This is a genomic window from Bacteroides sp. B1-V-101 (assembly GCF_023656585.1).
Classification (GTDB): domain Bacteria; phylum Bacteroidota; class Bacteroidia; order Bacteroidales; family Bacteroidaceae; genus Bacteroides; species Bacteroides thetaiotaomicron.
The window spans coordinates 289,055-314,730 of record NZ_JAMOKH010000001.1 but is presented as its reverse complement, the minus strand read 5'-3'; the positions used below and the strand labels follow the sequence as shown (position 1 = coordinate 314,730).

General features: G+C 43.0%; 19 protein-coding genes. 11 read left to right on the top strand and 8 right to left on the bottom strand.

Annotated elements, in window-relative coordinates:
* Nucleotides 1-66: 66 nt before the first annotated feature.
* From NBH01_RS01375 to NBH01_RS01345, 7 genes are all read right to left on the bottom strand, one after another.
* Nucleotides 67-1,320 carry an ABC transporter permease gene (locus NBH01_RS01375; RefSeq protein ID WP_055221145.1) on the bottom strand — a complete coding sequence of 418 codons (1,254 nt, stop codon included), beginning with the start codon at nt 1,318-1,320 and terminating at the stop codon, nt 67-69.
* Nucleotides 1,321-1,352: 32 nt separating this feature from the next.
* Nucleotides 1,353-2,642 carry an ABC transporter permease gene (locus NBH01_RS01370; RefSeq protein ID WP_008764773.1) on the bottom strand — a complete coding sequence of 430 codons (1,290 nt, stop codon included), beginning with the start codon at nt 2,640-2,642 and terminating at the stop codon, nt 1,353-1,355.
* Nucleotides 2,643-2,679: 37 nt separating this feature from the next.
* Nucleotides 2,680-3,306 carry a GIN domain-containing protein gene (locus tag NBH01_RS01365; RefSeq protein ID WP_008764772.1) on the bottom strand — a complete coding sequence of 209 codons (627 nt, stop codon included), beginning with the start codon at nt 3,304-3,306 and terminating at the stop codon, nt 2,680-2,682.
* Nucleotides 3,307-3,335: 29 nt separating this feature from the next.
* Nucleotides 3,336-4,001 (bottom strand): ABC transporter ATP-binding protein, encoded by a 666-nt coding sequence (locus NBH01_RS01360; RefSeq protein ID WP_008762231.1) that lies wholly within the window; start codon nt 3,999-4,001, stop codon nt 3,336-3,338.
* A gap of 28 nt (nt 4,002-4,029) precedes the next feature.
* On the bottom strand, nt 4,030-5,277 hold the full coding sequence (locus NBH01_RS01355; protein WP_011107845.1) for an efflux RND transporter periplasmic adaptor subunit: 1,248 nt from the start codon (nt 5,275-5,277) through the stop codon (nt 4,030-4,032).
* A gap of 243 nt (nt 5,278-5,520) precedes the next feature.
* The gene (locus tag NBH01_RS01350) at nt 5,521-6,912 is read right to left on the bottom strand and encodes an NAD(P)/FAD-dependent oxidoreductase (RefSeq protein WP_008762230.1); all 1,392 of its coding nucleotides are present in this window, start codon (nt 6,910-6,912) and stop codon (nt 5,521-5,523) included.
* Between the two features lie 55 nt (nt 6,913-6,967).
* On the bottom strand, nt 6,968-7,873 hold the full coding sequence (locus NBH01_RS01345) for a glucosaminidase domain-containing protein (RefSeq protein WP_225678863.1): 906 nt from the start codon (nt 7,871-7,873) through the stop codon (nt 6,968-6,970).
* A 111-nt stretch (nt 7,874-7,984) separates the two neighbouring features.
* Here NBH01_RS01345 and cdd point away from each other — a divergent pair, with 111 nt between their 5' ends.
* The 8 genes from cdd (at nt 7,985) to abc-f (ending at nt 22,076) form a co-directional block, all read left to right on the top strand.
* A complete protein-coding gene (cdd, locus tag NBH01_RS01340; protein WP_022470256.1) occupies nt 7,985-8,467 on the top strand; it encodes a cytidine deaminase in 483 nt (160 codons plus the stop codon).
* A 3-nt stretch (nt 8,468-8,470) separates the two neighbouring features.
* Entirely contained in the window at nt 8,471-9,310 is an 840-nt protein-coding gene (locus NBH01_RS01335; protein ID WP_008762227.1) for an AraC family transcriptional regulator, read from the top strand.
* Between the two features lie 88 nt (nt 9,311-9,398).
* On the top strand, nt 9,399-9,980 hold the full coding sequence (locus NBH01_RS01330) for a DUF417 family protein (RefSeq protein WP_008762226.1): 582 nt from the start codon (nt 9,399-9,401) through the stop codon (nt 9,978-9,980).
* Between the two features lie 103 nt (nt 9,981-10,083).
* Entirely contained in the window at nt 10,084-11,457 is a 1,374-nt protein-coding gene (locus tag NBH01_RS01325) for an FAD-dependent oxidoreductase (RefSeq protein ID WP_225678862.1), read from the top strand.
* A 244-nt stretch (nt 11,458-11,701) separates the two neighbouring features.
* Nucleotides 11,702-14,536, top strand: coding sequence for a ligand-binding sensor domain-containing protein (locus tag NBH01_RS01320; protein ID WP_373150960.1), 2,835 nt, complete (start codon nt 11,702-11,704; stop codon nt 14,534-14,536).
* A gap of 153 nt (nt 14,537-14,689) precedes the next feature.
* Nucleotides 14,690-17,281 (top strand): glycosyl hydrolase 115 family protein, encoded by a 2,592-nt coding sequence (locus NBH01_RS01315; RefSeq protein WP_250699941.1) that lies wholly within the window; start codon nt 14,690-14,692, stop codon nt 17,279-17,281.
* Between the two features lie 13 nt (nt 17,282-17,294).
* Entirely contained in the window at nt 17,295-20,120 is a 2,826-nt protein-coding gene (locus NBH01_RS01310; protein ID WP_225678859.1) for a glycoside hydrolase family 2 protein, read from the top strand.
* A gap of 357 nt (nt 20,121-20,477) precedes the next feature.
* Complete coding sequence (gene abc-f / locus NBH01_RS01305; RefSeq protein ID WP_225678858.1) at nt 20,478-22,076, top strand: ribosomal protection-like ABC-F family protein; 1,599 nt, start codon at nt 20,478-20,480, stop codon at nt 22,074-22,076.
* A 130-nt stretch (nt 22,077-22,206) separates the two neighbouring features.
* Here abc-f and NBH01_RS01300 read toward each other — a convergent pair whose 3' ends face one another.
* Nucleotides 22,207-22,665, bottom strand: coding sequence for a pyridoxamine 5'-phosphate oxidase family protein (locus NBH01_RS01300; protein WP_225678857.1), 459 nt, complete (start codon nt 22,663-22,665; stop codon nt 22,207-22,209).
* A 101-nt stretch (nt 22,666-22,766) separates the two neighbouring features.
* Here NBH01_RS01300 and pdxR point away from each other — a divergent pair, with 101 nt between their 5' ends.
* The 3 genes from pdxR to NBH01_RS01285 all read left to right on the top strand — a co-directional run bounded on the left by pdxR (nt 22,767) and on the right by NBH01_RS01285 (nt 25,624).
* Entirely contained in the window at nt 22,767-24,176 is a 1,410-nt protein-coding gene (gene pdxR / locus NBH01_RS01295) for a MocR-like pyridoxine biosynthesis transcription factor PdxR (RefSeq protein WP_225678856.1), read from the top strand.
* A gap of 89 nt (nt 24,177-24,265) precedes the next feature.
* On the top strand, nt 24,266-25,054 hold the full coding sequence (gene nudC, locus NBH01_RS01290) for an NAD(+) diphosphatase (RefSeq protein WP_225678855.1): 789 nt from the start codon (nt 24,266-24,268) through the stop codon (nt 25,052-25,054).
* 6 nt (nt 25,055-25,060) lie between these two features.
* A complete protein-coding gene (locus NBH01_RS01285; RefSeq protein ID WP_008767967.1) occupies nt 25,061-25,624 on the top strand; it encodes a Crp/Fnr family transcriptional regulator in 564 nt (187 codons plus the stop codon).
* Nucleotides 25,625-25,676 lie beyond the last annotated feature (52 nt).

The following is a 25,676-nucleotide window of genomic DNA, read 5'->3' as shown; positions in this document are numbered from 1 at the left end:
GTTTTCAACATTTAGCCCACAAAGATAAGTTATTATATTGAAAACAATGCAAATAGCCTCAGTTTTTTATTCCTCACGCAAGGCTTCTGCCGGCTGCACGCGGATAGCCTGCCGGGCAGGGAACCAGATGCCTATGAGTATCATCAAAGCCATCAAAAGACTTGTCACACAGAATGTGATAAGAAAACGAATGGTACTCCACTCTATACTACCTTCCGTCAGTTCCAGATAACCAATATTATAACAAAGAACAGCAGCGGGCAAAGCGGCCAGTGTCAGCAGCAACAATCCTTCTTTGTTAAGACGGTGCCAGAGCCCCATGCGGGTGGAACCGACTGCAACACGAAGTCCGAGTTCTCCACGACGATGCTGGGTACGAAACCAGAATGTACCGACTATTCCCAACAGGATATTCACCAACAAAAAGCCCATCATCCAAAACCGCGTCTGCATATGATTGACATTGGTACGATTGTAATCCTCACGTATCATCTCGTAATCGTGTACCTTCAGTATAAAAAGATTTCCCACACTGAACTGGGTATCCGACTGTTCCATCAGACGCTCCGGAAAGCCGGGAGCCGTATTCGGCTTTACACGCAGGCAAACTTCTGTATTGAGCGGATACAGGTCATCATTAATCTCGGCCAATTGTGCTTCCGTAAGAGGAATAGCCATATATCGGTCGCTGTAATTTGGCCAAAAATCATTGTAACGTACCTTAGTCGATACGGCAGCTATTTTATAGACGTCTGTAGAATCATCCACATTCACGACTTCTTTTCCCAGCAACGTGCGGTCACCTTTATAATCGTCGGGCCATATATTCTCGCTGAGAACCGCATTTCCGTTTTTTATAGCCTGCATTAAAGGCTGATATCCCTGTCCATCCGCACTTTGATAACGGAACACCTGAAAAAACTCCGGTGTTACCGGACGTCTCAACGGACTGCGCACCAGCGTATCAAGGCGAAAACGGATACCGGAATTGCTTCCTATATACGGACGTGCATTCACTGATATCGAGACAGCCTCCACTTCCGGCAAACGACGGAGACGGTTAGTCAGTTCGACAATGTCTTGTCCCGTCGTCGTTTCTTTCTGCCCCTTCGGAATATAAGAATCACTCTTATTGTTTTTCAGACTGAGTTCCAGATAGTAAGTATTGGTGATGTCATATCCCAGCGGTTCGTAATAAGTACGCGCTGTTGCATACGTCCAATCGACAATGTACCACAGCACCACGAAAACAATCAGCAATTCTGCCCACAGCCACCCGTTCGAGCGACGTTCGTTCCATATTTGTTTTAACAGTTGCATCTTCTTAAAAATTAGTTTGTTGAATGTTTCGGTTATCTCTCATTGATGGCATCCACAATATTTGTCCGTGTCACTCTCCATGCCGGAATAGCAGCACTCAATAAATTAAGTGCAAAGCAGGCAAAAAATGCGAGCAAGAACACAACCGGGTCAAACAGCAGATCCATACACATGGTCCGCAAATCCGTCACACCATTACCCATAAAGTCAATGGAAAACAGCATACTTCCCAAGAAGAAAGTTGCGCCATAACTCAGAATTAATCCGAGCACTCCACCCAACAGTGAATAAAGCATATTCTCAGAAAGTACCTGTATCATCAGTTCGCGTCTGGGCGCACCGAAAGCTTTTCGAACACCGATTTCAGAAAGGCGTTTGCGCATACGCGACAATGTCAGTCCGGAAAGGTTGACAGCAGGTACGATCAACAGAATGATTAACGTTATTATATACTGACGGACAGCCTGCTTCACAGCCGGAGGATTATTGGCTGAATATCGTTGCGCCGCCACAAAATAAGTATCCGGCTGGTCACGATAGAGCAATTCATAATCCGGATAACCTTCCATATATCTGTCCCTGAGACGTTCAGCTTCCATACGGATTGCCGGAAAGTCATCCTGAGATTTAGCCAGAATGTAGACACTCACCATTCCCATAATTCCATATTCACCCCAACTGGCGGTAAACGCATCTGTTGAACTTAAAGGAATCCAAATCTGGGCATAAGCATACCGTGCCAGTTTGGATACGGGACGCACAACTCCACAAATCATATAAGCGGAGTGATTTAAAAGGAATGTTTTTCCGACTACATCCGATGTTCCGAACAATTGCCGGGCTATATCCTCAGATATTACTGCTTTGGTTGCACCGGCATCAAAAGTAGCCTTATCAAACGGATATCCCGAAAGGAAATCGAACTTAAATACTTTCCAGAAATCATCATCCACCTGCAATACACTGCAACTAACCTTCTCTCCCGCTGGCTTGGCAGCCAGCATCGTTTCCGAGAAACTGCTGGTTATAGTAACTGCTTCAGGGGCAGCCATTTCTTTAAAACAGGCTTTCGCTGTCTTATAAGAAACAGGTCCGTTACTCTGCCAGTTCTCGTTTGTTTTATACTGAAATCCCGCATACCTGAAAATCAACATACGGTCACGATAGCTTTCCGGAGCAAAGGGTGCAATAGTAGCACGCAATGTGATCACAATCACCATAATCATAGCAATAGCCAATGCCGTACCAATGATAGAGATAGAAGAAAGTAACTTATTCTCCTTCAACAGGTGAAATGCTTGTTTGAAATAGAGTTTTATCATTGTAATCTCATTATCTTCTCATTCATTTTCATACTTATCAGAATCCCCAGCCTTTCGTGCTCACATCCGGGCATTTCAGGCCTTTATGATTGATTCTGCCTACTCCGTCACGCTTCAGAGAAGCTCTGTCTGCCTTGCCGGACAATTTGATATTTCCGACTCCATCCACTTTGGCTTTCACAGTATTGCAGTTTACATTGACATTCATATTCCCGACCCCGTCTACCATTAATTCCAACTCATCACAATGGAGCTTTTTCACCTCACAGTTTCCCACTCCATCGAGTTTGAAAGTTACATTTTTCAGTTTCAGGGTTTCTTTAGCATTGAAGTTGCCGACACCATCGATCTTTACACTCTTCAAATCAGGGGCTGTGATATAGAACGTCAGGTTCTTAACGTTTTTTACATTCTTCTGCTTATATTCGATAACCAATGTTTCTCCTTTTACCGTTACTTTTGTTTTATCGACATATTCAAAAGGACCTTCCATCCGACAGGAATAAGTATCGGACTGAGTGAAAATAATGTTACCTACCGACCGCAGATTGATAGCGGAAAATTCGCCTACTTTACAATCTTCACTCACATTTTGTGCCCAAAGCGGGCAAAGGGCTACACTTAATAATACCGCAACAGCAGTTATAAAAATATTCTTTGTCATGATTAGCTTTTTTAGAGTTTAAAAGGGGATTACTGTACCTGACGGCCATCGAAGAAACGGATAGTTCTTGAAGTCTGTTTCGCCTGTTCTTCATTATGCGTCACCATAACGATAGTTCGGCCGTCTTCCTTATTCAGCCGATGGAGAAGTTCCATGACTTCGGCACCCATCTTAGAATCCAGATTACCGGTAGGTTCATCGGCCAGAATTATCTCCGGATGACCGATAATTGCACGCGCTATGGCCACACGCTGACACTGACCACCGGAAAGCTGTGTCGGAAAGTGATTCATACGATGACTCAATCCGACTTTTTCCAGTACCTCCTTCGCCAAACGCTTGCGTTCACCGCTGCTGATACGACGATAGAGTAACGGTAACTCAACGTTATCCATCACATTAAGTGAATTAATCAGATGGAAAGACTGGAATACAAAGCCCAGTGTTTTGTTACGGAAAGCCGCCAGTTGCTTATCTTTCATTCCCTCAGTGTGCGTACCGTTAATTTCAACAGTTCCTGTTGTGGGTGCATCAAGCAGTCCCATAATATTCAACAAAGTAGATTTGCCACATCCGGACGGCCCCATAATGCTTAGAAATTCTCCGCGGTCTACGGTCAGATTCACGTTTTCCAGTGCTACCGTTTCAATCTCGTCCGTACGGTAAATCTTAGAGAGAGAAGTCAATGTTATCATAACTATAAGTATTTAATTTAGATCGTTTTTATCTCATTTTCAGCTTATTCTTGTTCTTATAAGAGCTCATATCACTGACTACCACTACATCTCCCGGTTGTAAGCCACTCACCACTTCCACATATTCAAAGTTGGAATCGCCCAGCTGTACTTTACGTTTCACCAGTTCGTCATCAGATGTCCGGACAAAAAGATCATACTCACCACGTCCCACATAGAAAGAAGCGTTTGCCATCCGCATCACATCTTCCTTTACGGCATTCATCACATAAACGTCCGTTTTCAGTCCCGAACGTAAACGGTGGTTATTATCGTCTTTCAACTGCACTGTAAAAGAAATGACTCCGTTTTTAGACAGGGGTGTCACACTGCTGACCGTTCCTTCCAGTTTGTCATTGCCTATCTTTACAACCGCTTTTCCTCCGGCAGCTACCCGGTCACCGTAGGTATCGGCTATTTCACCTTCTACCTTAAAATGGCTTAAGTCTGAGATGATGGCCACCTGTCCGCCTTGCGAAATCTGAGCACCGATCTGATTATTAATGTAGGTAAGAATCGCTTTACGCGGAGACCGAATCTGGGCATCGTCCAGTGTACGCTTCATTTCGGCAAGACTTTTACGGAAGATATTGAAATCCAGTTCCTGCACTTTCAGTTCGGCAGCCGCTACTTCTTTTTCGTTCTTATATTGTTGTTGGAGCTGTTCGTATTCCAGTTGTGCTACGTTATAGCTCAATTCTGCCTGACGCACTTTATCTGTTGTTCCCGCTCCCAGACTGTCCAGATAGTGTTCGTTCCGAAGTTCCACTTTCATGCGGCTCAATTTCATGGCAGAGACCTTAATCTGCATCGCCATATCGGAAAGTTTCGTCTGATTATTGACGCGAAGCTGATCCAGCTTATAGCAGCGCATCTGTTCTTCGTCAAGCAGTTTTTTATATTCCGTTTCCGTGCTCTGAAGGTCGAGTTTCAGAATCGGAGTGCCGATTTCCACACTATCCCCTCCTTTTCTGTATACCTCAACGATACGACTGTTAATGGGAGAATTGATGATTTCTTCAAATGCAGGGACTACCTTACCGGAGGCGCTGACACTAACTTCAATCATTCCCTTATCAACTGTAGAAAGTACCAGATCCTTCTTTTCCACTCCTGTCCGCATGACAGATATAAGTACACCGATAACAACTATACCGGCCACTCCTATCGATGAATAACGGATGATCTTTTTATTGCGTTCTTTGTTACGCACTTCTTTGGGTATTTCTCTGTCCATATCTAAGTATTTACAATTTCACTTTCAGTTGTTTTACCTTTTATTATACCAAATCTATGCCAAAAGCATAATCAACTGATTAACAGAGAATAATAAAAAAGAGAAGGTGTCCGATATCGGACACCTTGTACGAATTTACCGTTCAAAAAAACATGGTGTCACTATACTGTTGTTATAGTGTCACTATCTCCTTGTAATAGTGTCACTATACCGACCGGATAGTGACACCATCGCAAAACGGTGCTATACTATTTCTTTTGAGTTTGGTTGCGGTTCTTGTTTGGCCGGTTGCGGCTCCTGCATGAGGTCTTTCCCCCAATGGGTAGTTGCCTCAATTGCTTCCCGGTCACGGATCTCTTTCGCCTTGCGGGCATAGACAATCATTCTCATGGACTGATCATAGGTGAAGTAATTCCATACCCAGTTCAACAACACCACTACTTTATTGCGTACTCCCAGAATAGAGCGCAGATGCACTACCAGCCACATTACCCAAGCAAACCATCCCTGCATCTTCACCTTGCTGAATTCCGCTACGGCACGATTACGCCCGACAGTCGCCATCGACCCCAAGTTACGATAATGAAAAGGCTTCATCTCTTTTCCTTTTTCCAAGCGAATCAGATTCTTTGCCAGCAATTCCCCTTGCTGGATGGCAACTTGTGCCAGTTGAGGATGTCCGTTCGGATAATCTTCGTCACCGGAAAGAATACATAAGTCACCAATGGCAAACACATTATTCGTTCCTTCTACCCGATTGAAGGCATCTACTTTGATACGGCCTCCACGACCGATTACGGACGTATTCATATTCCCAAAAGAAACTCCGGTCACTCCACTTACCCAAATAAAAGTACGGGTAGCAATCTCACTGCCGTCTTCAAGTGTCACCTTATGGTCACGGTAATCCGTGACACGCTTATTTAAAAGAATGTTGACTCCCATTTCACGGAGGAACTGTTCTGCATGGCTCGATGAGTCTTCGGACATTCCGGCAAGTAGCCGCGGACCCGCTTCTATCAGATAAATATGCATCAGACTGCTGGGCATATCGGGATAATCATTCGGCAATACAAATTTCTTCATTTCCGAAAGTACTCCCGCCACTTCCACTCCCGTGGCACCACCACCTACGACAACGATATTCAGCAACTCCTGCTGTTCCTGTTTGTTGGAGCAGGTCACAGCACGCTCCAAGTTGGCGAGAAGCGCATTTCTGAGCCCCATAGCTTCGGACACGTTTTTCATTGGCATGGCCTCCTCTTCGATATGTTTATTACCGAAGAAATTGGTCGTCGTACCTGCGGCAAGAACCAGATAGTCGTATTCCGCCTTCCCTATGGAAGTCTGTATCATATTCTTTTCGGGGAAAACAGCACGTACTTCCGCCATACGGAAATAAAAATCTTTCCGATGCTGGAATATCTTGCGGAAAGGGAAGGAAATGGAAGTCGGTTCCATACCTGCCGAGGCCACCTGATAAATTAACGGAGGGAACTGATGATAGTTGTTCTTATCTATCAACACAACTTGAAAGCCTGATTTTTTCAGCTTATTAGCCAACTTCAAGCCACCGAAACCACCGCCTACAATGACGACCCGTTTCTTACTGTCCTTTGCAATATTTAGACTCATACTATTAATCATGTTTTATCATACATAATAACACATGAGTATGGCATAAAGTTTTCTAACGCAGACGCAAACGATCTCCTACCTCCGGAATATATTCTCCGTCCTTACGATTCATCTTGTACAGATTCTTGAGACGGATACCATATTTCTGCGAGATGGCATGCATAGAATCACCATCTTTCACAATATATACAGTATGAGGCTTGGATGCTTTCTTCTTTTTGCTCTTCAGATAGATGATATCTCCGGCTACTAAAGTATAATCACGCTGCAAGTCGTTATACTTCACCAACTTCTTCCAGCTGATATCAAATTCCTTACCCAAATCCTTGAAAGTATCCCCGCTGCGGGCCACGATATAAGCGATATCATTGGCGATATACACCGGATGCGGACTCAGCAGCCACGGGTTCTTTCGCAACTTGCGTTCCGAGTAGACACCTTTGCTGTCATATTTATACAGGTCGTAATCTTCGATAATCGTAATCAGTCGATTGGCATAAGAAAGGTCGGTGGCATATCCTGCCTTTTTCAATCCGCGGGCCCATCCTTTGTAATCGGTGATATCGAGTTTGAAAAGGAAGGCATAGCGGGCCCCCCTTTTCAGAAAGTCGGAATGATCTTCGTACGATTCGCGGGGATGCTTGTAGGCACGGAAACATTCATTGCGGGCATCGTCATCATGACGTACCGAACGTCCGCGCCAACTGCCGCCACACTTAATACCGAAGTGATTATTACTCTTGCGTGCCAACTGGCTGTTTCCGGCTCCGCTTTCAAGCAATCCCTGTGCCAGAGTGATGCTTGCGGGAATTTTGTGAAGCTTCATCTGCTCCACAGCCAAGTCACTATACTTATTTATATATTCTACATAACGTGCATTCCGTCTTTGTGCCTGTACTCCTACGGCAAAGAAGATAATGGCAGTTAGAAAGACTAGTCTATACAATTTGTTCTCCATTTTAACTTATATGTGGATTATCGGACACAAAAATCTGAAAAATAATTGGGATTATCAATCTCTTTTCTAACTTTGTAACATTAATAATGTAGAACTAACCTATTTACCGATATGAAGGACCTCACAATTACCGCTATAATCAAAGTATATCAATACGATGAACTGAACGAAGCTGACCGGTCATTAATGAAAACAGCCATGGAAGCAACCGCCCGCAGCTACGCTCCTTATTCGCATTTCTCAGTAGGCGCCGCCGCACTGCTGAACAACGGAACCATTGTGACGGGAACCAATCAGGAGAACGCAGCTTACCCGTCGGGACTTTGTGCGGAACGTACTACCCTGTTCTATGCCAACTCGCAGTATCCCGACCAACCGATAAATACCCTCGCTATCGCAGCAAGAACCGAAAAGGACTTTATAGAAACTCCTATTCCTCCTTGTGGCGCCTGCCGCCAAGTGATTCTGGAAACGGAAAAACGTTACGGCCAGCCTATCCGTATTCTGCTATACGGCAGAGAATGTATCTACGAAGTAAAAAGTATCGGCGATTTACTACCGCTGTCATTTGACGCATCAGCCATGGAGGAATAAATTATGTTACAACAGTATCACACCAAACTAAAAGGAACACTCGCTCTCACAGATTCTTATCTGACAGAGAAAGCTTTGCAAAAAGAAAAAGGACTCTATAAGTTTATATGGGTCCGCCAAGGAAGCATTACAGTAGAAATCGACCATCAAGAGATGGTACTTTCAAAAGACGACGTTATCTCACTGACTCATCTGCAGCATCTTGAATTTAAGTCCATAGATGGTGAATATATGACTTTGCTGTTCAACAGCAACTTCTATTGTATCTATGGAAACGACCACGAAGTGTCGTGCAGCGGCTTCCTTTTCAACGGTTCATCCCACCTTGTCCGCTTCACACTAAACGAAGCAGAGCGCCGGCAACTGGACCAGATTACCGAAGCCATGGAAAACGAGTTCACCGTTTCCGACAGCCTGCAGGAAGAAATGCTGCGTATCCTGCTGAAGCGTTTCATCATCCAATGCACCCGAATCGCCCGTCAGCGACTGGATATCACGCGCGAAAAGGAATCCGGCTTCGAGATTGTCCGCCAGTATTACAATCTGGTAGACGAGCATTACCGGACCAAAAAACAGGTACAGGACTATGCCGATATGCTTCACAAGTCACCGAAGACACTTTCGAACATTTTCTCAACATGTAAGCTGCCTTCTCCGCTAAGGGTCATCCACGAACGGGTGGAAGCGGAAGCCAAACGCCTCCTGCTCTACAGCAATAAGAGCGCGAAAGAAATTGCCGATATTCTGGGATTTGAAGACCAGGCTTCTTTCAGCCGTTTTTTCAAAAACATGACAGGACAGAGTGCCGTACAGTTCAGAAATACGGAAGTTGGGAAGAATTGATAAGTGAAGCGGAAGTATTGCCATTTCGGAGGTATGCAGAAAGCACGACCTTTGCGGTATAAAGTTAAACCCATAAAAAGACCGCAAAATGAAAGAGAAATTTATTGCTTTGCTTACCTTCACTTCCAGCTTGAAGAATTTCGGAATTAAGTTTATCCGTGTAGCTATCTTAGTCGTATTCGTATGGATCGGTGGACTGAAATATTTCCACTACGAAGCCGACGGAATTGTTCCTTTCGTAGCCAACAGTCCCTTCATGAGCTTCTTCTATGCGAAAGATGCTCCTGAATACAAAGACCACAAAAATCCGGAAGGAGCCTTCGTTCCGGAAAACCGCGCCTGGCACGAAGCCAATCGCACTTATACTTTCTCCTATGGATTAGGAGCGCTCATCATGAGTATCGGTATTCTGGTATTCCTGGGCATTTTCTTCCCGAAAGTAGCGCTGATAGGTGACACGCTCGCCATCATTATGACGTTAGGCACACTATCCTTTCTTGTCACCACGCCCGAAGTCTGGGTTCCGAATCTGGGTGGAGATGAATTTGGCTTCCCGCTATTGTCCGGTGCCGGAAGACTGGTTATCAAAGATATCGTTATTCTCGCAGGAGCCGTAGTGCTTCTTTCAGACTCGTCACAACGCGTACTCAAAACACTGAAAAAAAGTTGATTCTGTCCGCTACGGACACCTTTGCTTCCCGGATATGACGCAAAACAAATATACTCTTCATGTGTTATAATAGCTGAGTATAAATCGTTAATGAAAGGAAGTTATGAAACAATATGATGCAATTATTATAGGGTTCGGCAAGGCAGGAAAAACACTGGCTGCCGAACTTTCCAACAGAGGATGGCAGGTCGCTGTCGTCGAACAGTCCGATGAAATGTACGGAGGGGCTTGCCCTAACGTAGCCTGTATACCAACCAAAACTTTGATTCACGAATCAGAGATTTCCACCCTGCTTTATCACAATGATTTTGATAAGCAGAGTAACATGTATAGGCAGGCGATTGCCAGAAAAAACAAACTTACCTCTTTTTTAAGAGAAAATAACTACGAGAAATTAAGCAAACGCCCTAATGTGACTATTTACACAGGTAAAGGGTCTCTCGTTTCAGCCAATACGGTGAAAGTTGCTCTTCCCGAAGAAGAAATCGAACTGCAGGGAAAAGAGATTTTTATCAATACCGGCTCTACACCTATTATTCCCAATATAGAGGGTATTCAGCAAAGTCGAAATGTGTACACCAGTACCACTCTTCTGGAGTTGGATATTCTGCCAAAACACCTGATTATTGTAGGCGGAGGCTATATCGGACTGGAGTTTGCTTCGATGTACGCTGGCTTCGGAAGTAAAGTGACTCTTCTCGAAGCAGGAAACAGATTCATGCCCCGCAATGATTCGGATATTGCAAAAAGCGTTCGGGAAGTGATGGAGAAGAAAGGAGTCGAGATTCGTCTGAATGTCCGTACTCAATCGATCCATGATATACACGACGGGGTAACTCTGACTTATTCGGATACTTCGGACGGCACTCCTTACTTTGTAGACGGTGATGCGATCCTTATTGCCACAGGCCGCAAACCAATGATTGAAGGACTGAACCTGCAAGCAGCTGGTGTAGAAGTCGATGCGCACGGGGCAATTGTAGTCAATGACCAATTACATACCAATGCCCCTCATATATGGGCAATGGGAGATGTAAAAGGAGGAGCGCAATTTACCTATGTCTCACTGGATGATTTTCGTATTATCCGGGATCAGCTTTTCGGGGACAAGAAACGTGACATCAACGACAGAGATCCTCTGCCTTATGCTGTATTTATCGATCCGCCATTGGCACATATCGGAATTACGGAAGAGGAGGCACTGAGAAAGGGGTATTCTTTCAAAGTCTCCCGACTGCCGGCAACCTCCATTGTCCGTTCGCGTACCTTGCAACAGACTGATGGGATGCTGAAAGCTATTATCAATAGCCATAGCGGTAAGATTATGGGATGTACCCTATTCTGTACCGATGCTCCGGAACTGATCAATATGGTTGCAATGGCTATGCAGACAGGACAGACTTCTACGTTCCTGCGTGACTTCATCTTCACACATCCGAGTATGAGCGAGGGGTTGAATCAATTATTCGACGTATAAAATTAATAATAAACAGAGCCTGCAAATCTAGTAAACAGAGGCTCTATTAGTACTAAACAGAGCCTCTAAACTAAGAGAATAGAGTCTCTAAAATCATAGACTGTAATTCCCGGATTCCATATTTTTATTTATTTACGCAAGAATCTAAAGATAATCTTGTATATTTGTTAAATGGAATCTAATAGAATGCAGTATAATGGTATATAGAATATTCTGGCTACTTCTTATTACAACAACTTTATTAATGTTTCCCGTCCATGCACAAGATCGTCTGAAGAATTTAGAATTCAAACAATTCTCAACTCCGGACGGATTACCCAACAGTATGGTTCATCAGGTCTATCAAGATCGGGACGGTTACATCTGGATTCCCACCTTCTATGGATTATTCCGGTATGATGGTTATGAAGTCAGAACATATAAATCAAATCTTTACACTCCGGGACTACTGACCAATAATAATGTACTTTGCGTAGAAGAAGACTATTCCCACAGACTATGGATAGGAACTCATGAAGGTCTCTGTGTACTCGATAAGCAAACGGGACAAATGAGAAAAATGCAACTGGAAGGAATCAACAAACATCGTTTGAACGAAATCCACGTAACCAAAGAGAACAAAGTCTATCTGGGATATATCCGTGGAATGGCATATTATGATGCAGGACAGGATACATTGGTCTTGATGACACACAAGAATTGTAAAGGCGAAGTACCCGAACAAAAGAATGTTCAAACCATACTTGAAGATGAAAATGGTGATTTACTGATTGGTACCTGGCAAGACGGGCTCTACCGTTATCACATAAAAGAGAATAAGTTCACCCATTACCCTCCATTGAGCGAAAACAATTCCGTTTTGTCATTATTTCAGGATTCCAGAGGAGTTCTATGGGTGGGAACAAGCGGGTATGGTCTTTATAAGGTTAATTTCTCTTCGGACAAGCAGACATTGTCTATTGAAAAAAATTACAGATACGATCCTCTGAATATTTCCTCTATCCCTTCTGATTATATTTATTCTATCCATGAAGACTTGCAGACACATTCGTTATGGCTGGGAAGCCGGGATGGAATTGGCATTATGAATATGGCTAACGAAGGGACGTTCATCAATTACAAAGAATCGAACCCAGAACATTATTTGCCCGTACGCGAAGTGAACACCGTTTTTCGAGATAAAAACGGATTGATGTGGATTGGAACAAAAGGAACAGGAGTTTTTCATACAGATACACACGCACGTTCTTTTGATGTCCTCTACCCACGTGGTAACGAGAAGTTCTTTACTGATTTGATCTCTACCTTATATATAGAAGAGAATGGAGCTTCCTGGATTGGTTTCGGATATGGAGTGGATTACCAGTCGAGAGACAAGAAGATATCTTTAATACCCTCCAAACGTCCCTATCACATTTCCTACAGCCCTACTTCCCAAGAAGTGCTGCTCGCCATTCATGATGGCGGAGTGATGGCTTGTCAGAATGGAAAGATTATCCACCAATATAAGACTTCAAATTGTGGTTTCATTCCTCATGATCTGGTATATTGGGTACATGAAGACCATAAGGGGAATTGGTGGCTAGGCACCTATAAGGGAGTTGGAGTCCGATATAAGGATGGTCGTGAATATTGTTTCAATCGTATGCCTGGCATTGATGCCTTACTCTCTAAAGAAATTACCTGCATAATGGAAGATAATGACGGCTCCTTGTGGCTGGCAACCAACAATAATGGTATAGTTCATGTAACTGGAAATATGGAGCAACCGGAAACATTACATTGCCAAAACTACTGTATGGAGAACAAACTGTTACCGGTCAATACTCCCCTTTGTTTTCTATTGGATAAAAGCGGCAGAATATGGGTAGGCACAGAAGGAAGCGGACTTTGTCTGTATAATGTACAAGATGATTGTTTTGAATCCGTCCATCAAGCATACAATTTACCGGGAGATATGGTAGGCAGTATGGAAGAAGATAATCATGGAAACCTTTGGTTAGGCACTAATCAAGGATTGGCAAGATTGACTATCACCGGAGAGGAAAAAGGAAGAGTACGGACTTTTACTGTTGCAGATGGATTAGCAGATAACTTCTTTAATCAAAATGCATCTTTTTATCGCAATGGAACTTTCTATTTCGGATGTAGCCGCGGAATAGTTACTTTTGACTCCGAAATGATGAAAGAGAAACACTCTGATATTTCTTTGCGCATAACGGATATATTAATAGACGGCAAATCATTGGAACAAATACCGGAACAGCAAAAAAGCAAGATATCCTCTTTTACTGCCGATTATACAAAGACTCTCATCATCCCGTCAGCATATACCAATTTTACTATCCGCTTTGCATCGCTCACTTACAACCAGCCCCAACTGAACAAGTACGCATACAGGCTGCAAGGTTTTGACACAGACTGGCACTATGTGAATGCCGCCAACCGTAATGCATATTATTCTCAATTACCTGCGGGAGAGTATGTATTTGAATTACGAGCCACCAATGAGAATGGAGACTGGGGAGAAATGCGGACAATGGAAATCCTTATCGAACCTCCTTTCTGGGCTACCTGGTGGGCATATCTTATTTACGCTTTACTAACTGCATCTTTTTTAGGATTGATATGGTGGGAAATACGCCGAAGACTTATGTTGCGTAATCGGAAGTATCTGCAAAAAGGAGAAACAGACAAAGTACACCATATCAAACTACAATTCTTTTCGAATATTACTTCAGATGATGAGAAATTCCTCCAGGATGCCATTGACTGTGTAAACCGACATCTGGATGATCCTGAGTTTGACGTAACTCAATTTGTCAATGAGATGGCAACAAGTCGTACCACACTTCACAAAAAGATGAAATCACTCACAGGACTCAATACAACCAGTTTTGTACGGAGCATTCGTTTGAAAGCAGCCTGCAAAATCATGGATGAGAATAAGAATATCCGCATCTCTGATCTGGCATACAAAGTGGGGTTCAACGATCCTAAATATTTTTCGATCTGTTTCAAGAAAGAATTCGGTATGCAACCTACAGAATACTCGATGAAATCGGCAAAAAACACTTAATTGAATTCTAAAGAAAGAGAGTTGAAAGATGTTCCGAAAAGGTAGAAGGAACATCTTTCAACCTTATCGGGCAATGCCTCCCCCCTTTAATACTGACAGCCGGTTACCTTTGTGACATTAAAACTCTAATGTCTAATTTAAAAAGGTTGGCTTATGAAATCTAATTTTTATGGAAACAGAAAGTCGCTTATAGCGATATGCTTCTGTTCAGTTTTTCTTTTCGGAAATCGGATTGTTTGCATCGCAGCAAATCACAACGAGGGTGAGTTTGTCTGGTATAATGGAAAACAAGCAATAACCTATTCCGTATCCAAATCCGTATCTCCTGTGGTGACAGTTGCACTGGATATGTTTACCGGTGACATGAAACAAGTGACAGGAGTATTACCTCAAAAAACTCATACAGGAAATACAGCTATTAAGATTGTACAATTGGATAAGAATAGATCTGCACTGAAAGAACTTCTTAAACAGGATGTTCCTGTAGATAGCCTTATGAGTAAAAAGGATGCTTTTTTTATCAAAGTTACCGAAAGCTCCAATAAGAAACAATTGCTGGTGGTAGGCAGTGATGGCAGAGGGACTGCCTATGGAATACTCGAATTGTCCCGTTTAGCCGGTGTGTCTCCATGGGTATGGTGGGGAGACGTCACACCCATAAAGAAAAATCAATTAACATTGCCTGCCGATTATACAACCTTTCAAAGCCCCTCAGTAGAGTATCGTGGAATCTTTTTGAATGACGAAGACTGGAGTTTACAACCTTGGAGTTGGAAAAACTTCGAACCGTCTGACACAAAAGGACGAATCGGTGCCCGTACTTATAAAGAGATTTTCAAGCTGCTGATGCGTCTTCGTGCCAACGCCATCTGGCCGGGTATGCACGGAATTACGACTCCTTTCTACTTTGTACCAGGAGCCAAAGAGGCTGCCGATAGCTGCGGTATCGTTATCGGCACTTCTCATTGTGAACCTTTGATGCGTAATAATGTAGGTGAATGGAAAGTCAGCGAACGAGGCGAGTATAATTATATTACGAATCGTGAAAGTGTACAGTCCTATTGGACAGAACGCTTGAAAGAAGCCGGACGCTATGAAAACTTCTATACGATAGGCATGAGAGGTATTCACGACAGCGGTATGGAAGGAGTAAAAACTCTTCAGGAAAAAACCGATGCTTTGCAGCAAGTTATAAATGACCAACGCACCTTATTATCTAAATATGTAAAAAAGGATGTAGCGAAAATCCCACAGGCTTTTGTTCCCTATAAAGAAGTACTTCAGATTATGGAGAACGGTTTACAGGTACCCGATGATATTACACTCATATGGTGTGACGACAATTATGGCTACATGACTCGCCTGAGTGACCAGGAACAACAAAAACGCAGCGGTGGTGCCGGTGTATATTATCATCTCAGTTATTGGGGGCGTCCGCATGATTATATGTGGCTATGCACTACCCAACCGGGGTTGGTCTATAGTGAAATGAAACAAGCCTATGATTGCAATGCCCGTCGTCTGTGGATTGTCAATGTGCATGATTTAAAACCTGCAGCCTATGACCTGGAGCTTTTTCTGGATATGGCATGGGACATCAACTCTGTATCTCCCTCTACCCTCGTACAGCATCAGAAAAATTGGCTTTGCCGCGAATTCGGTACAGAAGCGGGAGAAAAGTTATTGCCGGCCATGCTGGAATTTTATCGTCTGTGCGGTATCCGCAAGCCAGAGTTTATGGGCTGGAACCAAGTAGAACTGGATAAAAAGAAATATATAAAAGGATGGTCTCCAATCAAAAACACAGATTTCAGTCTCACTGAATTCGGTGGAGAACTAGACCGTTATCTGGAATCTTATGAGTCAATAAAAAGAATCCTGTCCGAAGTAGAACCGATCATTCCTCAAGAGAGAAAAGACGCTTTCTTTGCACAAATTAAATATCCTGTATTCGGTGCAGCAGCTATGAGTACTAAAATGCTGGAAGCACAAAGGGCGCGCTGCATTTTTCCGGGAAGTTGTGATACTAACTTGTGGACTCGTGAAAGCCAATTGATGAATGCTTGTGCAAAAAGTATCAAAGCCTATCAGGAAATTCGTGACTTGACAGATTATTATAATCATAAATTAGCCGGTGGTAAATGGAAATATTCCATGTGTTACAATCCACGTGATTTATACGTATTTTATCCGCCTACCCTCCCTATATGGTTAACTGATCAGGAAATTGAGCAATATACTTTTCCTGAAAGTACCAAGTCGCTCCCCCTGAAAGAGGTATCAAAAGACAAATGTATTGTTGCCAATGCTTGCAACTATACCAAAGCAACAGACGGGGTGATCGTCATTCAGTCATTGGGACACAGCATGAACGCTGTATCCCTACCAAAAGGAAAAACAATCACCTTTGATTTTGAAAGTGCATGGGAAGGAGAAGCTATTCTGCGTACAGCCGTCATCCCGACACAGCCGAACGATAAAGGAGATATTCGCTTTAGTGTCAGCATAGATGGTGAAACGCCTCAGATATGTTCCTTTAAAGAAGGTTTTCGTACCGAATCCTGGAAGCAGAATGTTCTTCGCGGACAAGCAGTAAGAAATACCAAGCACAGACTGACAAAAGGAATGCACACTCTATCCATTACTGCTTTAGACAATCATGTATTAATAGACCAATGGATGATTGATTTCAAACCGGAAAGACAGTTTTATGTATTCCCTATAGAACCAACCTATCAATATTAAAGAATGAACCTATATGAAAACATTTATTTTTATAATCTTAAGTTGTTTATTCTCCTTAGCTGTAAATGCACAGACTACGGAAATCCAATATCTGTCGGGAAGCGGATATCAAGACACAAAGACATGGGAGTTTTATTGTTCCGCAGGCATGAACAGTGGCAAATGGAGCAAGATAGAGATCCCTTCGCAATGGGAATTACAAGGGTTTGGCGAATACACTTACGGACGTTTCTATTTGAATAAAGGAGCTAAACCCAGCGATGAAACCGGGCTATACCGATATCAGTTCAAGGTACCCGCTAAATGGAAAGATATGCAAGTCAGTATTGTTTTTGAAGGAGTAATGACAGATACTGAAGTGAAAATAAACGACATACCGGCAGGCGACATTCACCAAGGCGGTTTCTATCGTTTTAGCTATGACATAACAGATAAACTAAATTTTGGAAAAAAGAATAATCTGGAAGTAAAGGTATGGAAAGAATCTGCCAATAAATCAGTGAATGCTGCCGAACGACGTGCAGACTGGTGGCTCTATGGCGGTATTTATCGGCCCGTATACCTCAAAGCCATGCCCCAAACACATATCGAACGTATCGCAGTAAACGCGATGGCAAATGGAAAACTAGCAACAGAGCTACATCTGAGAAATATTTCCCAAGACTATTCAGTAGCGGCAACAATTACTCCTGTAGACAGTAAGACAAGTATTGGCAGGCAAATCATTTCACTGAACAGTGATGAAATACAAACTATAACTACAGAATGGAAAGGCATTCAGACATGGGACTGTGAAAACCCCAATCTTTACACTTTAAAGCTGGAACTTATCAATCCTCAGAAGCAAATTGTCCACATCCATGAAGAGCGTATCGGATTCCGTACCATTGAGTTCCGCCCCAAGGACGGCATTTATGTCAATGGAACCAAAATTATAGTAAAGGGAACCAACCGTCATAGTTTTCATCCTGATGGCGGACGTACAACAAACCGTGAACTCAGCCTGCAAGATGCCTTATTAATTAAAGAAATGAATATGAATGCCGTACGTTCTCATTATCCTCCCGACAAACATTTCCTGGAAATATGTGACTCGCTTGGCATATTCTATCTGAACGAACTTGCCGGCTGGCAGAATAGCTATGACACGGAAACAGGATTAAAATTACTGTCTGAGATGATAAACCGTGATGTAAACCATCCCTGTATCTTTATGTGGAGTAATGGAAACGAAGGAGGATGGAATAAAAATATAGATGCCCACTTTGCAGATTATGATCCGCAGAAACGTCATGTCATCCATCCGTGGGCTGATTTCAACGGGCTTGATACTCATCACTATCCAGCTTATCAAACAGGTCCTTACCGCTTGGCAAACGGATATAATGTATTTATGCCTACCGAATTTCTACATGGACTTTATGATCGCGGACAAGGAGCCGGCCTGGATGATTTTTGGGATAGCTATAAGTCTAATCCCTTATTTGCAGGAGGATTTTTATGGACATACGTTGATGAAGCCGTTAAAAGGACCGACCAAGGAGGGCGTCTGGACTCGGATGGTCCTAACGGTCCGGATGGCATTGTAGGCCCCAGACGGGAAAAAGAAGGAAGTTTTTATACCGTCCGTGAAGTCTGGGCACCTATACAATTCCAGAACCTCTTTATCACCCCATCTTTTAAAGGAGATTTCATGATAAGTAACAACTATCTTTTTACGAATCTGAAAGAGTGCAGTATGAAATATCGAGTCTATTCCCTTTCATCACCTTTAAAGAAGGGGACACAAACGCTGCTTTCCGAAGGTACAGTGCCCCTTCCGGATATTGCTCCGGGTGAAACCGGCAAGGTACATATGAAATTACCTGCTGTTTTTTTCCAAGGGGATGTGCTGGAACTGGAAGCTTATGATAAACAGGGGCATTCTATCTGCAATTGGACTTGGCCAATCAAATATGCCAATGAATATTTTGCAATGCAATATAATAAACATATTAGTACTTCATCCGCAAGTATTAAAAAGCAGAATGGAGAGGTCACTTTGTTTGCTAATGGTATCTCTGCCACCTTTAGAAATGGGATACTTATCGAAATAAAACAGAAGGATGAAATCATCCCGTTAAATAACGGTCCATTACCTGTCGGTATGAAAGCTAATTTTAAAGAAGGCTATGAGTACATGCAAGGTAATGACGCCTGTTACATTGCCAAATATGAAGGAGGAATAGATTCAATTGTCTGGCGTATGTCCGGAGACGGATTATTAGGTATGGAAGCTGTACTGCTGAATGATCCTAAAGGTCATGGTTTTGAGGGAGCCTTCTTTGATAAGAAAATATATAATCTCGGGCTCACTTTCTCTTTTCCGGAAAAAGAAGTGAAAGGCATGAAATGGATGGGACGTGGCCCTTACCGTGTATGGAAGAATCGTATAAAAGGTACCAATTATGGCATTTGGGAGAAAGAATACAATAATACCATAACCGGTGAAAGTTTTGATCATTTAATCTATCCGGAATTCAAAGGTTATCATGCCAATGTTTATTGGGCAACATTAGAATCAGATCGCGTACCTTTCACTGTTTACTCTGAAAGTGATGGCTTGTTCTTCCGTGTATTTACTCCGCTGGAACCTGTCCATCGACGTAATGGTGAAAACACAATGTGGGAATTCCCGGAAGGTGACATCTCTTTTCTTTATGATATTCCCGCCATGCGTTCCGGAAAATCCATTCCTGAACTTGGTCCCCACAGTCAGCCAAGCAGTATTCGCATTAAAAAAGGGGATGACGGTTTTAAAATGAAATTATGGTTTGATTTTCGAGTGAGAAAGATGTAATAAGTTAATAAAGTAGTTAGTGAAAATGAAGAGCGGGCCGTTTTTTAATTGTAGTTTCTGCTCTTCATTTTTTTATTCCACATTCTGAATAAGTTCAAAGAATCCATTTTTCCAGCCAAAACCAAACAATATTATAAAAGAAAGTACTATCTTTGCACCCAAGTTAAACTATATACTTACCGCAATGAGAATTTCTAAGTAAGACAACACTTCTAGTAAACATCACTTTTCATCCATGCTTTTTCTTTATCGTTAAGCATCACGAAATTCGTGTTGTTTAGCCAGTATTGTGTTTGTCGTTCCCCTGTCCCGTGATAATCCTCACCCAGTTTTCAACCTCAAACCCAATAGACCATCATGCCTATTAGTATTCAACAAATCAGCTATATCCATCCGGATAAAGAAGTATTATTCAGTGACCTTAACTTTGCCATCAGTAAAGGGCAGAAGTTAGGATTAGTCGGCAACAACGGCTGTGGCAAATCTACCCTGCTGCAAATTATTGCCGGACAACTAGCACCCTCTTCCGGCGTCATCGTCCGACCGGACGACCTCTATTATATTCCCCAACATTTCGGGCAATATGATTCGTTGACCATCGCGCAAGCCTTACAGATAGACCACAAGCAGAAAGCACTACATGCTATCCTTGCGGGAAATGCCTCAATCGAAAATTTCAGCATATTGAACGACGACTGGAATATAGAAGAACGTTCCGTCGCCGCCCTCGATTCGTGGGGATTGGGACAATTCCCACTATCCTACCCGATGAATCTGCTCAGCGGAGGAGAAAAGACACGCGTATTCCTCGCAGGTATGGACATTCATAATCCGTCCGTCATACTGATGGATGAACCGACCAATCATCTCGATTCGTCAGGCAGACAACGTCTGTATGACTGGGTGGAAAAATGGCGTTCCACGCTGTTAGTAGTAAGCCATGACCGTACACTGCTGAATCTTCTTCCCGAAATATGTGAACTGGAAAAGCATCAGATCAGCTATTACGGTGGAAACTATGAATTTTACAAAGAACAAAAAACACTGATGCAAGAAGCCCTGCAACAACGCATCGAAGAAAAAGAGAAAGCGCTCCGCACTGCCCGCAAGGTAGCCCGCGAAACAGCTGAACGGAGGGATAAACAGAATGTACGTGGTGAAAAAAGAAACCTGAAAAAAGGTGTTCCGCGTATTGTACTGAACGGTTTGCAAAGCAAATCGGAAAAGAGCACTGCCAAACTAACCGGTGCCCATCAGGAGAAAGCCGAGAAGTTTACTGACGAGCGTAACCAACTCCGAAGCTCACTCTCGCCGACAGCTGCACTAAAGACTGACTTTAACAGTTCCGGACTTCATACCGGTAAAATACTGGTTACGGCAGAGGAGATTAACTTCGGTTATCATCCCGATCAGCCACAACTTTGGCAAGCTCCTCTCAGCTTCCAGCTGAAAAGCGGGGACCGCCTTCGTATAGAAGGAGGCAACGGCAGCGGAAAAACAACTCTGCTGAAAATCATAACCGGGCAACTTCAACCACAGGAAGGTACACTCATACGGGCAGATTTCACCTATGTATATCTGAATCAGGAATATTCGATCATCAATGATCGAAACAGTATTCTGGAACAAGCCTATGCTTTCAATGGTCGCAACCTGCCGGAGCACGAAATAAAGATTATTCTGAACCGATATTTATTCCCGGCCTCCGAATGGGATAAATCTTGCCGGAAGCTAAGCGGCGGAGAGAAAATGAGACTTGCCTTTTGTTGCCTGATGATCAGTAATAATATGCCCGATATGTTTATACTGGACGAACCGACCAACAACCTGGATATACAAAGCATCGAAATTATTACTGCAACCATCAAAAACTACGCAGGTACTGTGATAGCCATCTCACACGATCATTATTTCATTCAGGAGATTGGAGTCGGACAGAGTATCCTGCTGAGTTAAAAATAAGGCAAAAAGACGGTAGTACCTTAAATCTCCTCCTTCGGGGAGGGGATTTAGAGATACTATTGCCTTTTTAGTCAACCCCATTTGTTCTCCGTCATATCATTCTCTTACACTTTCGGGGAAAGGTTTACTTATGGTATTTTCCTGTAGTTTCAACAGGAGTGATTTCGATAATACTTGTTGCCTGTATCATTTTCTCCGGAAAATTCAAATGAGATAACTGTGGCGTATATTTAATAACGATGGCGTGTAATATCTCTTCTTTCCGGTCTACCTCTTCTATCATCCTGGCAGTGCCTAAGATAATGACACTTCTATATTTGGTATTAGTGCCGCAAGAGTTCTCATAATCCGGCACGATTGCTCCCATTTCGTCTACTTCAAAACCTACTTTATCGTTTTTGAGCAGATTGGAAATCTTTTGCCCCTTGATAAGGCCGTGTATATACACCTTTTCTTCATAAACTACAAAGTGAACTGGAACTACGTAAGGATATCCATTTTCATTGTACGTAGCTATCCGACCTACCTGCGCATTTCTCAATACGTCATTCATTTCCTTTTCTGTCAACTGATGTTGTTTCATTCTTCCCTGCATATTTCTAATTTTTAAGTGATGATATTGCAAAAGTACGGGTTGTTTGGTCTACCTTTGTGATTCAGTTTCAACAAAAACAGATAGACCAGATGAACACCTCTTGGTTATTACAAATCAAAATTGATAAGTCCGCATCCAAAGCTGTCTATATGCAGATTGCAGATGAAATTATTCAATCAATCAAAAGCGGACAGTTAAAGGCCGGGGTTACTTTACCCGGCACGCGGCAGTTAGCTGTTGAATTGAAAGTAAACAGAAATACAATCATTCAGGCTTTAGAGATTTTAACCATCGAAGGATGGCTCATCTCGGAAGAAAGGAAGCGAGTGTATGTTTCTGACAAACTTTCCATATCGGCTCCCGTGCCAATAAAAGAGAACCGCCAGGAAACAACGGAGATTTTCAGACGCGACCTCATCTTTTTCGATGACGGACTGCCCGATACGGCGTGTACCCCTATGACAGAATTGGCAAGGGCGTATCGACGCATATTCAATAAAAAGGCACATTGGCAAATCATGAATCTTGCCAGTGAGTTCGGAGATGACAAATTCAGAGAAACCATCTCAAATATGCTCAATCAGAACAGGGGAATGCGAACTTCCCTCTCCGAAATCTGCATTACAAGAGGCAGTCAAATGGCTTTGTTCCTGACGGCACACTGCCTGTTGGAAAAGGGAGATGTCGTTTTAGTCGAGAATCCCGGTTTCAAACCTGCATGGGAGGCCTTCAGACACGCCGGAGCAACACTAATCCCTATAACAGTAGATCGTGAGGGAATTGATATTGACAAGATTGAACGTCTGGTCAGCAAGACAGCCGTCAAAGCCATCTATCTGACGCCTCATCACCAATATCCGACTACCGTAACTCTGAGTTTATCCCGCCGGCTGAAGTTGATCGAACTGTCCAATCAGTATCACTTCACTATCATTGAAGACGATTATGACAACGAGTTCCATTTCGGACAACGTCCTGTGATACCGATTTCGGCTCATGAAGGAATCAACAACTATGTTTATATCGGAACACTGAGCAAACTGATCGCACCTGCCATCAGAATAGGTTATGTAGTCAGTTCCGCTGAGTTTATCAATAAGATAGGCAAACTACGTAAAATTATAGATATGCAGGGAGACACCATCATGGAACAGTCTATATTAGACCTGATTATCTCGGGAGACATCCGCAGACATCAGAAAAGAATGTTGAGCCATTATGAGCAGAAAAGAGATTTCTTCGACAGCCTCCTGCAGCATTACTTAAAAGACAAAGTGATTTATAAAAAGCCGGACGGCGGACTTGCCTTCTGGCTAAAACCGACGGAAGAGATCGATTTATTTCAACTGAAACAGAAAGTAAACACCAAGTTAATCAGTTTTTATACTCCGGACAGATTCAGTTATGAGAATGATATAACAGGAATAAGGCTGGGATATGCCTCACTCTCGGAAGCGCAACTGGAGAAAGGAATAAAAGTGTTAAGTGAGTATTTATAATAATCTATTGATATTTTATCCAGTAAACCCTACATATATCGATACAGTTTTTATAACTTCGCAGCGCGAAGAAAATAGAAAAATATAAAATGAATCAAACAGCTGAATCCCTGTGGTTTGTCTTTTACAAAGACGAACTACTACTTGAAAAGGAGGGGAACGGTACATTTGCCATTCCCAGCGGAGAAATTCCTCCTATCCTGATCAAAGACAAGACTACAGTACACAATATCACCACACTGGAAGAAAGAAACTGCAAAGCCTATTCCGTGTCCCAACCTATTGAAGAGACAGAGCAATATGCAATGATAGGGCTTCGCGCTTCTTACGAATATCTTCCGCTGGGACATTATCAGGCAGCAGGCAAAGCCCACGAAATACTGCATTGGGACAGAAACAGTCTGTTCTGCTCGGCTTGCGGCACTGCGATGGAACAAAAGGAATCTATCATGAAACGCTGTCCGAACTGTGGCCGTGAAGTATATCCGGCTATCTCGACAGCCATCCTTGTTTTAGTGCGCAAAGGCGACTCCATACTTCTCGTTCATGCCCGCAACTTTAAAGGCAGATTCAACAGCCTTGTAGCCGGATTCCTCGAAACAGGCGAAACACTGGAAGAATGTGTAGCCCGCGAAGTGAAAGAGGAAACCGGACTGGACGTGAAGAACATCACTTATTTCGGCAACCAGCCCTGGCCCTACCCCAGCGGATTAATGGTAGGATTCATTGCCGATTATGCCGGAGGAGAAATCAAATTGCAAGAAGAGGAATTAAGCTCCGGTGATTTCTATACAAGAGATAATTTGCCGGAACTTCCACGAAAACTGAGCCTGGCACGGAAAATGATCGACTGGTGGCTGGAATGCTCCCACAAATAAACAGACATGGAGAACATCATCAAAGGAATCCGCAGATATTATCCGGTATCTGACAGCTCACTGGAAATGCTTTTCAGCCACATGAAAAAGCTGGAATTGCCAAAGAAACACTTACTGATACACGGCGGAGTATCAGATCGTCACGTCTACTTTATTGAGAAAGGATTTTGCCGCTCCTATTGCCTGCGTGACGGTGAAGAAATCACGATCTGGTTCTCACGCGAAGGCGATATCACTTTTGCGATGAAAGACTTATACCACAACCAACCGGGATACGAATATGTAGAATTACTGGAAGATTGTAAACTATATGCCATACGCATTGATGAATTAAATCAGATTTATGAAACAAATATCGAGATTGCCAACTGGGGACGCGTTATCCATCAGGAATGTCTGCTCTACATGGACATACACCACATAAACCGACTATATCTACCGGCCAAAGAACGCTACGAACAACTTCTACGCGAACAGCCGGATGTAATTCACCGTGCCCAACTGGGATATATAGCTTCCTTTCTTGGGATGACTCCACAACATTTAAGCCGCCTGCGCTCCGAATCCTGAGTTCTTTTTAATCTATGTGAATTTTTATATCACAGAAAAACTGTACTTTTAC

Bases quoted from the DNA above. Each gene is read 5' to 3' on its own strand.
- NBH01_RS01330 (WP_008762226.1), top strand. From the start codon at position 9,399: ATGAAAGAGAAATTTATTGCTTTGCTTACCTTCACTTCCAGCTTGAAG.
- NBH01_RS01310 (WP_225678859.1), top strand. From the start codon at position 17,295: ATGAAAACATTTATTTTTATAATCTTAAGTTGTTTATTCTCCTTAGCT.
- nudC (WP_225678855.1), top strand. From the start codon at position 24,266: ATGAATCAAACAGCTGAATCCCTGTGGTTTGTCTTTTACAAAGACGAA.
- NBH01_RS01325 (WP_225678862.1), top strand. From the start codon at position 10,084: ATGAAACAATATGATGCAATTATTATAGGGTTCGGCAAGGCAGGAAAA.
- NBH01_RS01315 (WP_250699941.1), top strand. From the start codon at position 14,690: ATGAAATCTAATTTTTATGGAAACAGAAAGTCGCTTATAGCGATATGC.
- pdxR (WP_225678856.1), top strand. From the start codon at position 22,767: ATGAACACCTCTTGGTTATTACAAATCAAAATTGATAAGTCCGCATCC.
- NBH01_RS01285 (WP_008767967.1), top strand. From the start codon at position 25,061: ATGGAGAACATCATCAAAGGAATCCGCAGATATTATCCGGTATCTGAC.
- NBH01_RS01320 (WP_373150960.1), top strand. From the start codon at position 11,702: ATGTTTCCCGTCCATGCACAAGATCGTCTGAAGAATTTAGAATTCAAA.
- NBH01_RS01370 (WP_008764773.1), bottom strand. From the start codon at position 2,642: ATGATAAAACTCTATTTCAAACAAGCATTTCACCTGTTGAAGGAGAAT.
- NBH01_RS01335 (WP_008762227.1), top strand. From the start codon at position 8,471: ATGTTACAACAGTATCACACCAAACTAAAAGGAACACTCGCTCTCACA.
- abc-f (WP_225678858.1), top strand. From the start codon at position 20,478: ATGCCTATTAGTATTCAACAAATCAGCTATATCCATCCGGATAAAGAA.
- cdd (WP_022470256.1), top strand. From the start codon at position 7,985: ATGAAGGACCTCACAATTACCGCTATAATCAAAGTATATCAATACGAT.
- NBH01_RS01360 (WP_008762231.1), bottom strand. From the start codon at position 4,001: ATGATAACATTGACTTCTCTCTCTAAGATTTACCGTACGGACGAGATT.
- NBH01_RS01375 (WP_055221145.1), bottom strand. From the start codon at position 1,320: ATGCAACTGTTAAAACAAATATGGAACGAACGTCGCTCGAACGGGTGG.
- NBH01_RS01365 (WP_008764772.1), bottom strand. From the start codon at position 3,306: ATGACAAAGAATATTTTTATAACTGCTGTTGCGGTATTATTAAGTGTA.
- NBH01_RS01355 (WP_011107845.1), bottom strand. From the start codon at position 5,277: ATGGACAGAGAAATACCCAAAGAAGTGCGTAACAAAGAACGCAATAAA.
- NBH01_RS01345 (WP_225678863.1), bottom strand. From the start codon at position 7,873: ATGGAGAACAAATTGTATAGACTAGTCTTTCTAACTGCCATTATCTTC.
- NBH01_RS01300 (WP_225678857.1), bottom strand. From the start codon at position 22,665: ATGAAACAACATCAGTTGACAGAAAAGGAAATGAATGACGTATTGAGA.
- NBH01_RS01350 (WP_008762230.1), bottom strand. From the start codon at position 6,912: ATGAGTCTAAATATTGCAAAGGACAGTAAGAAACGGGTCGTCATTGTA.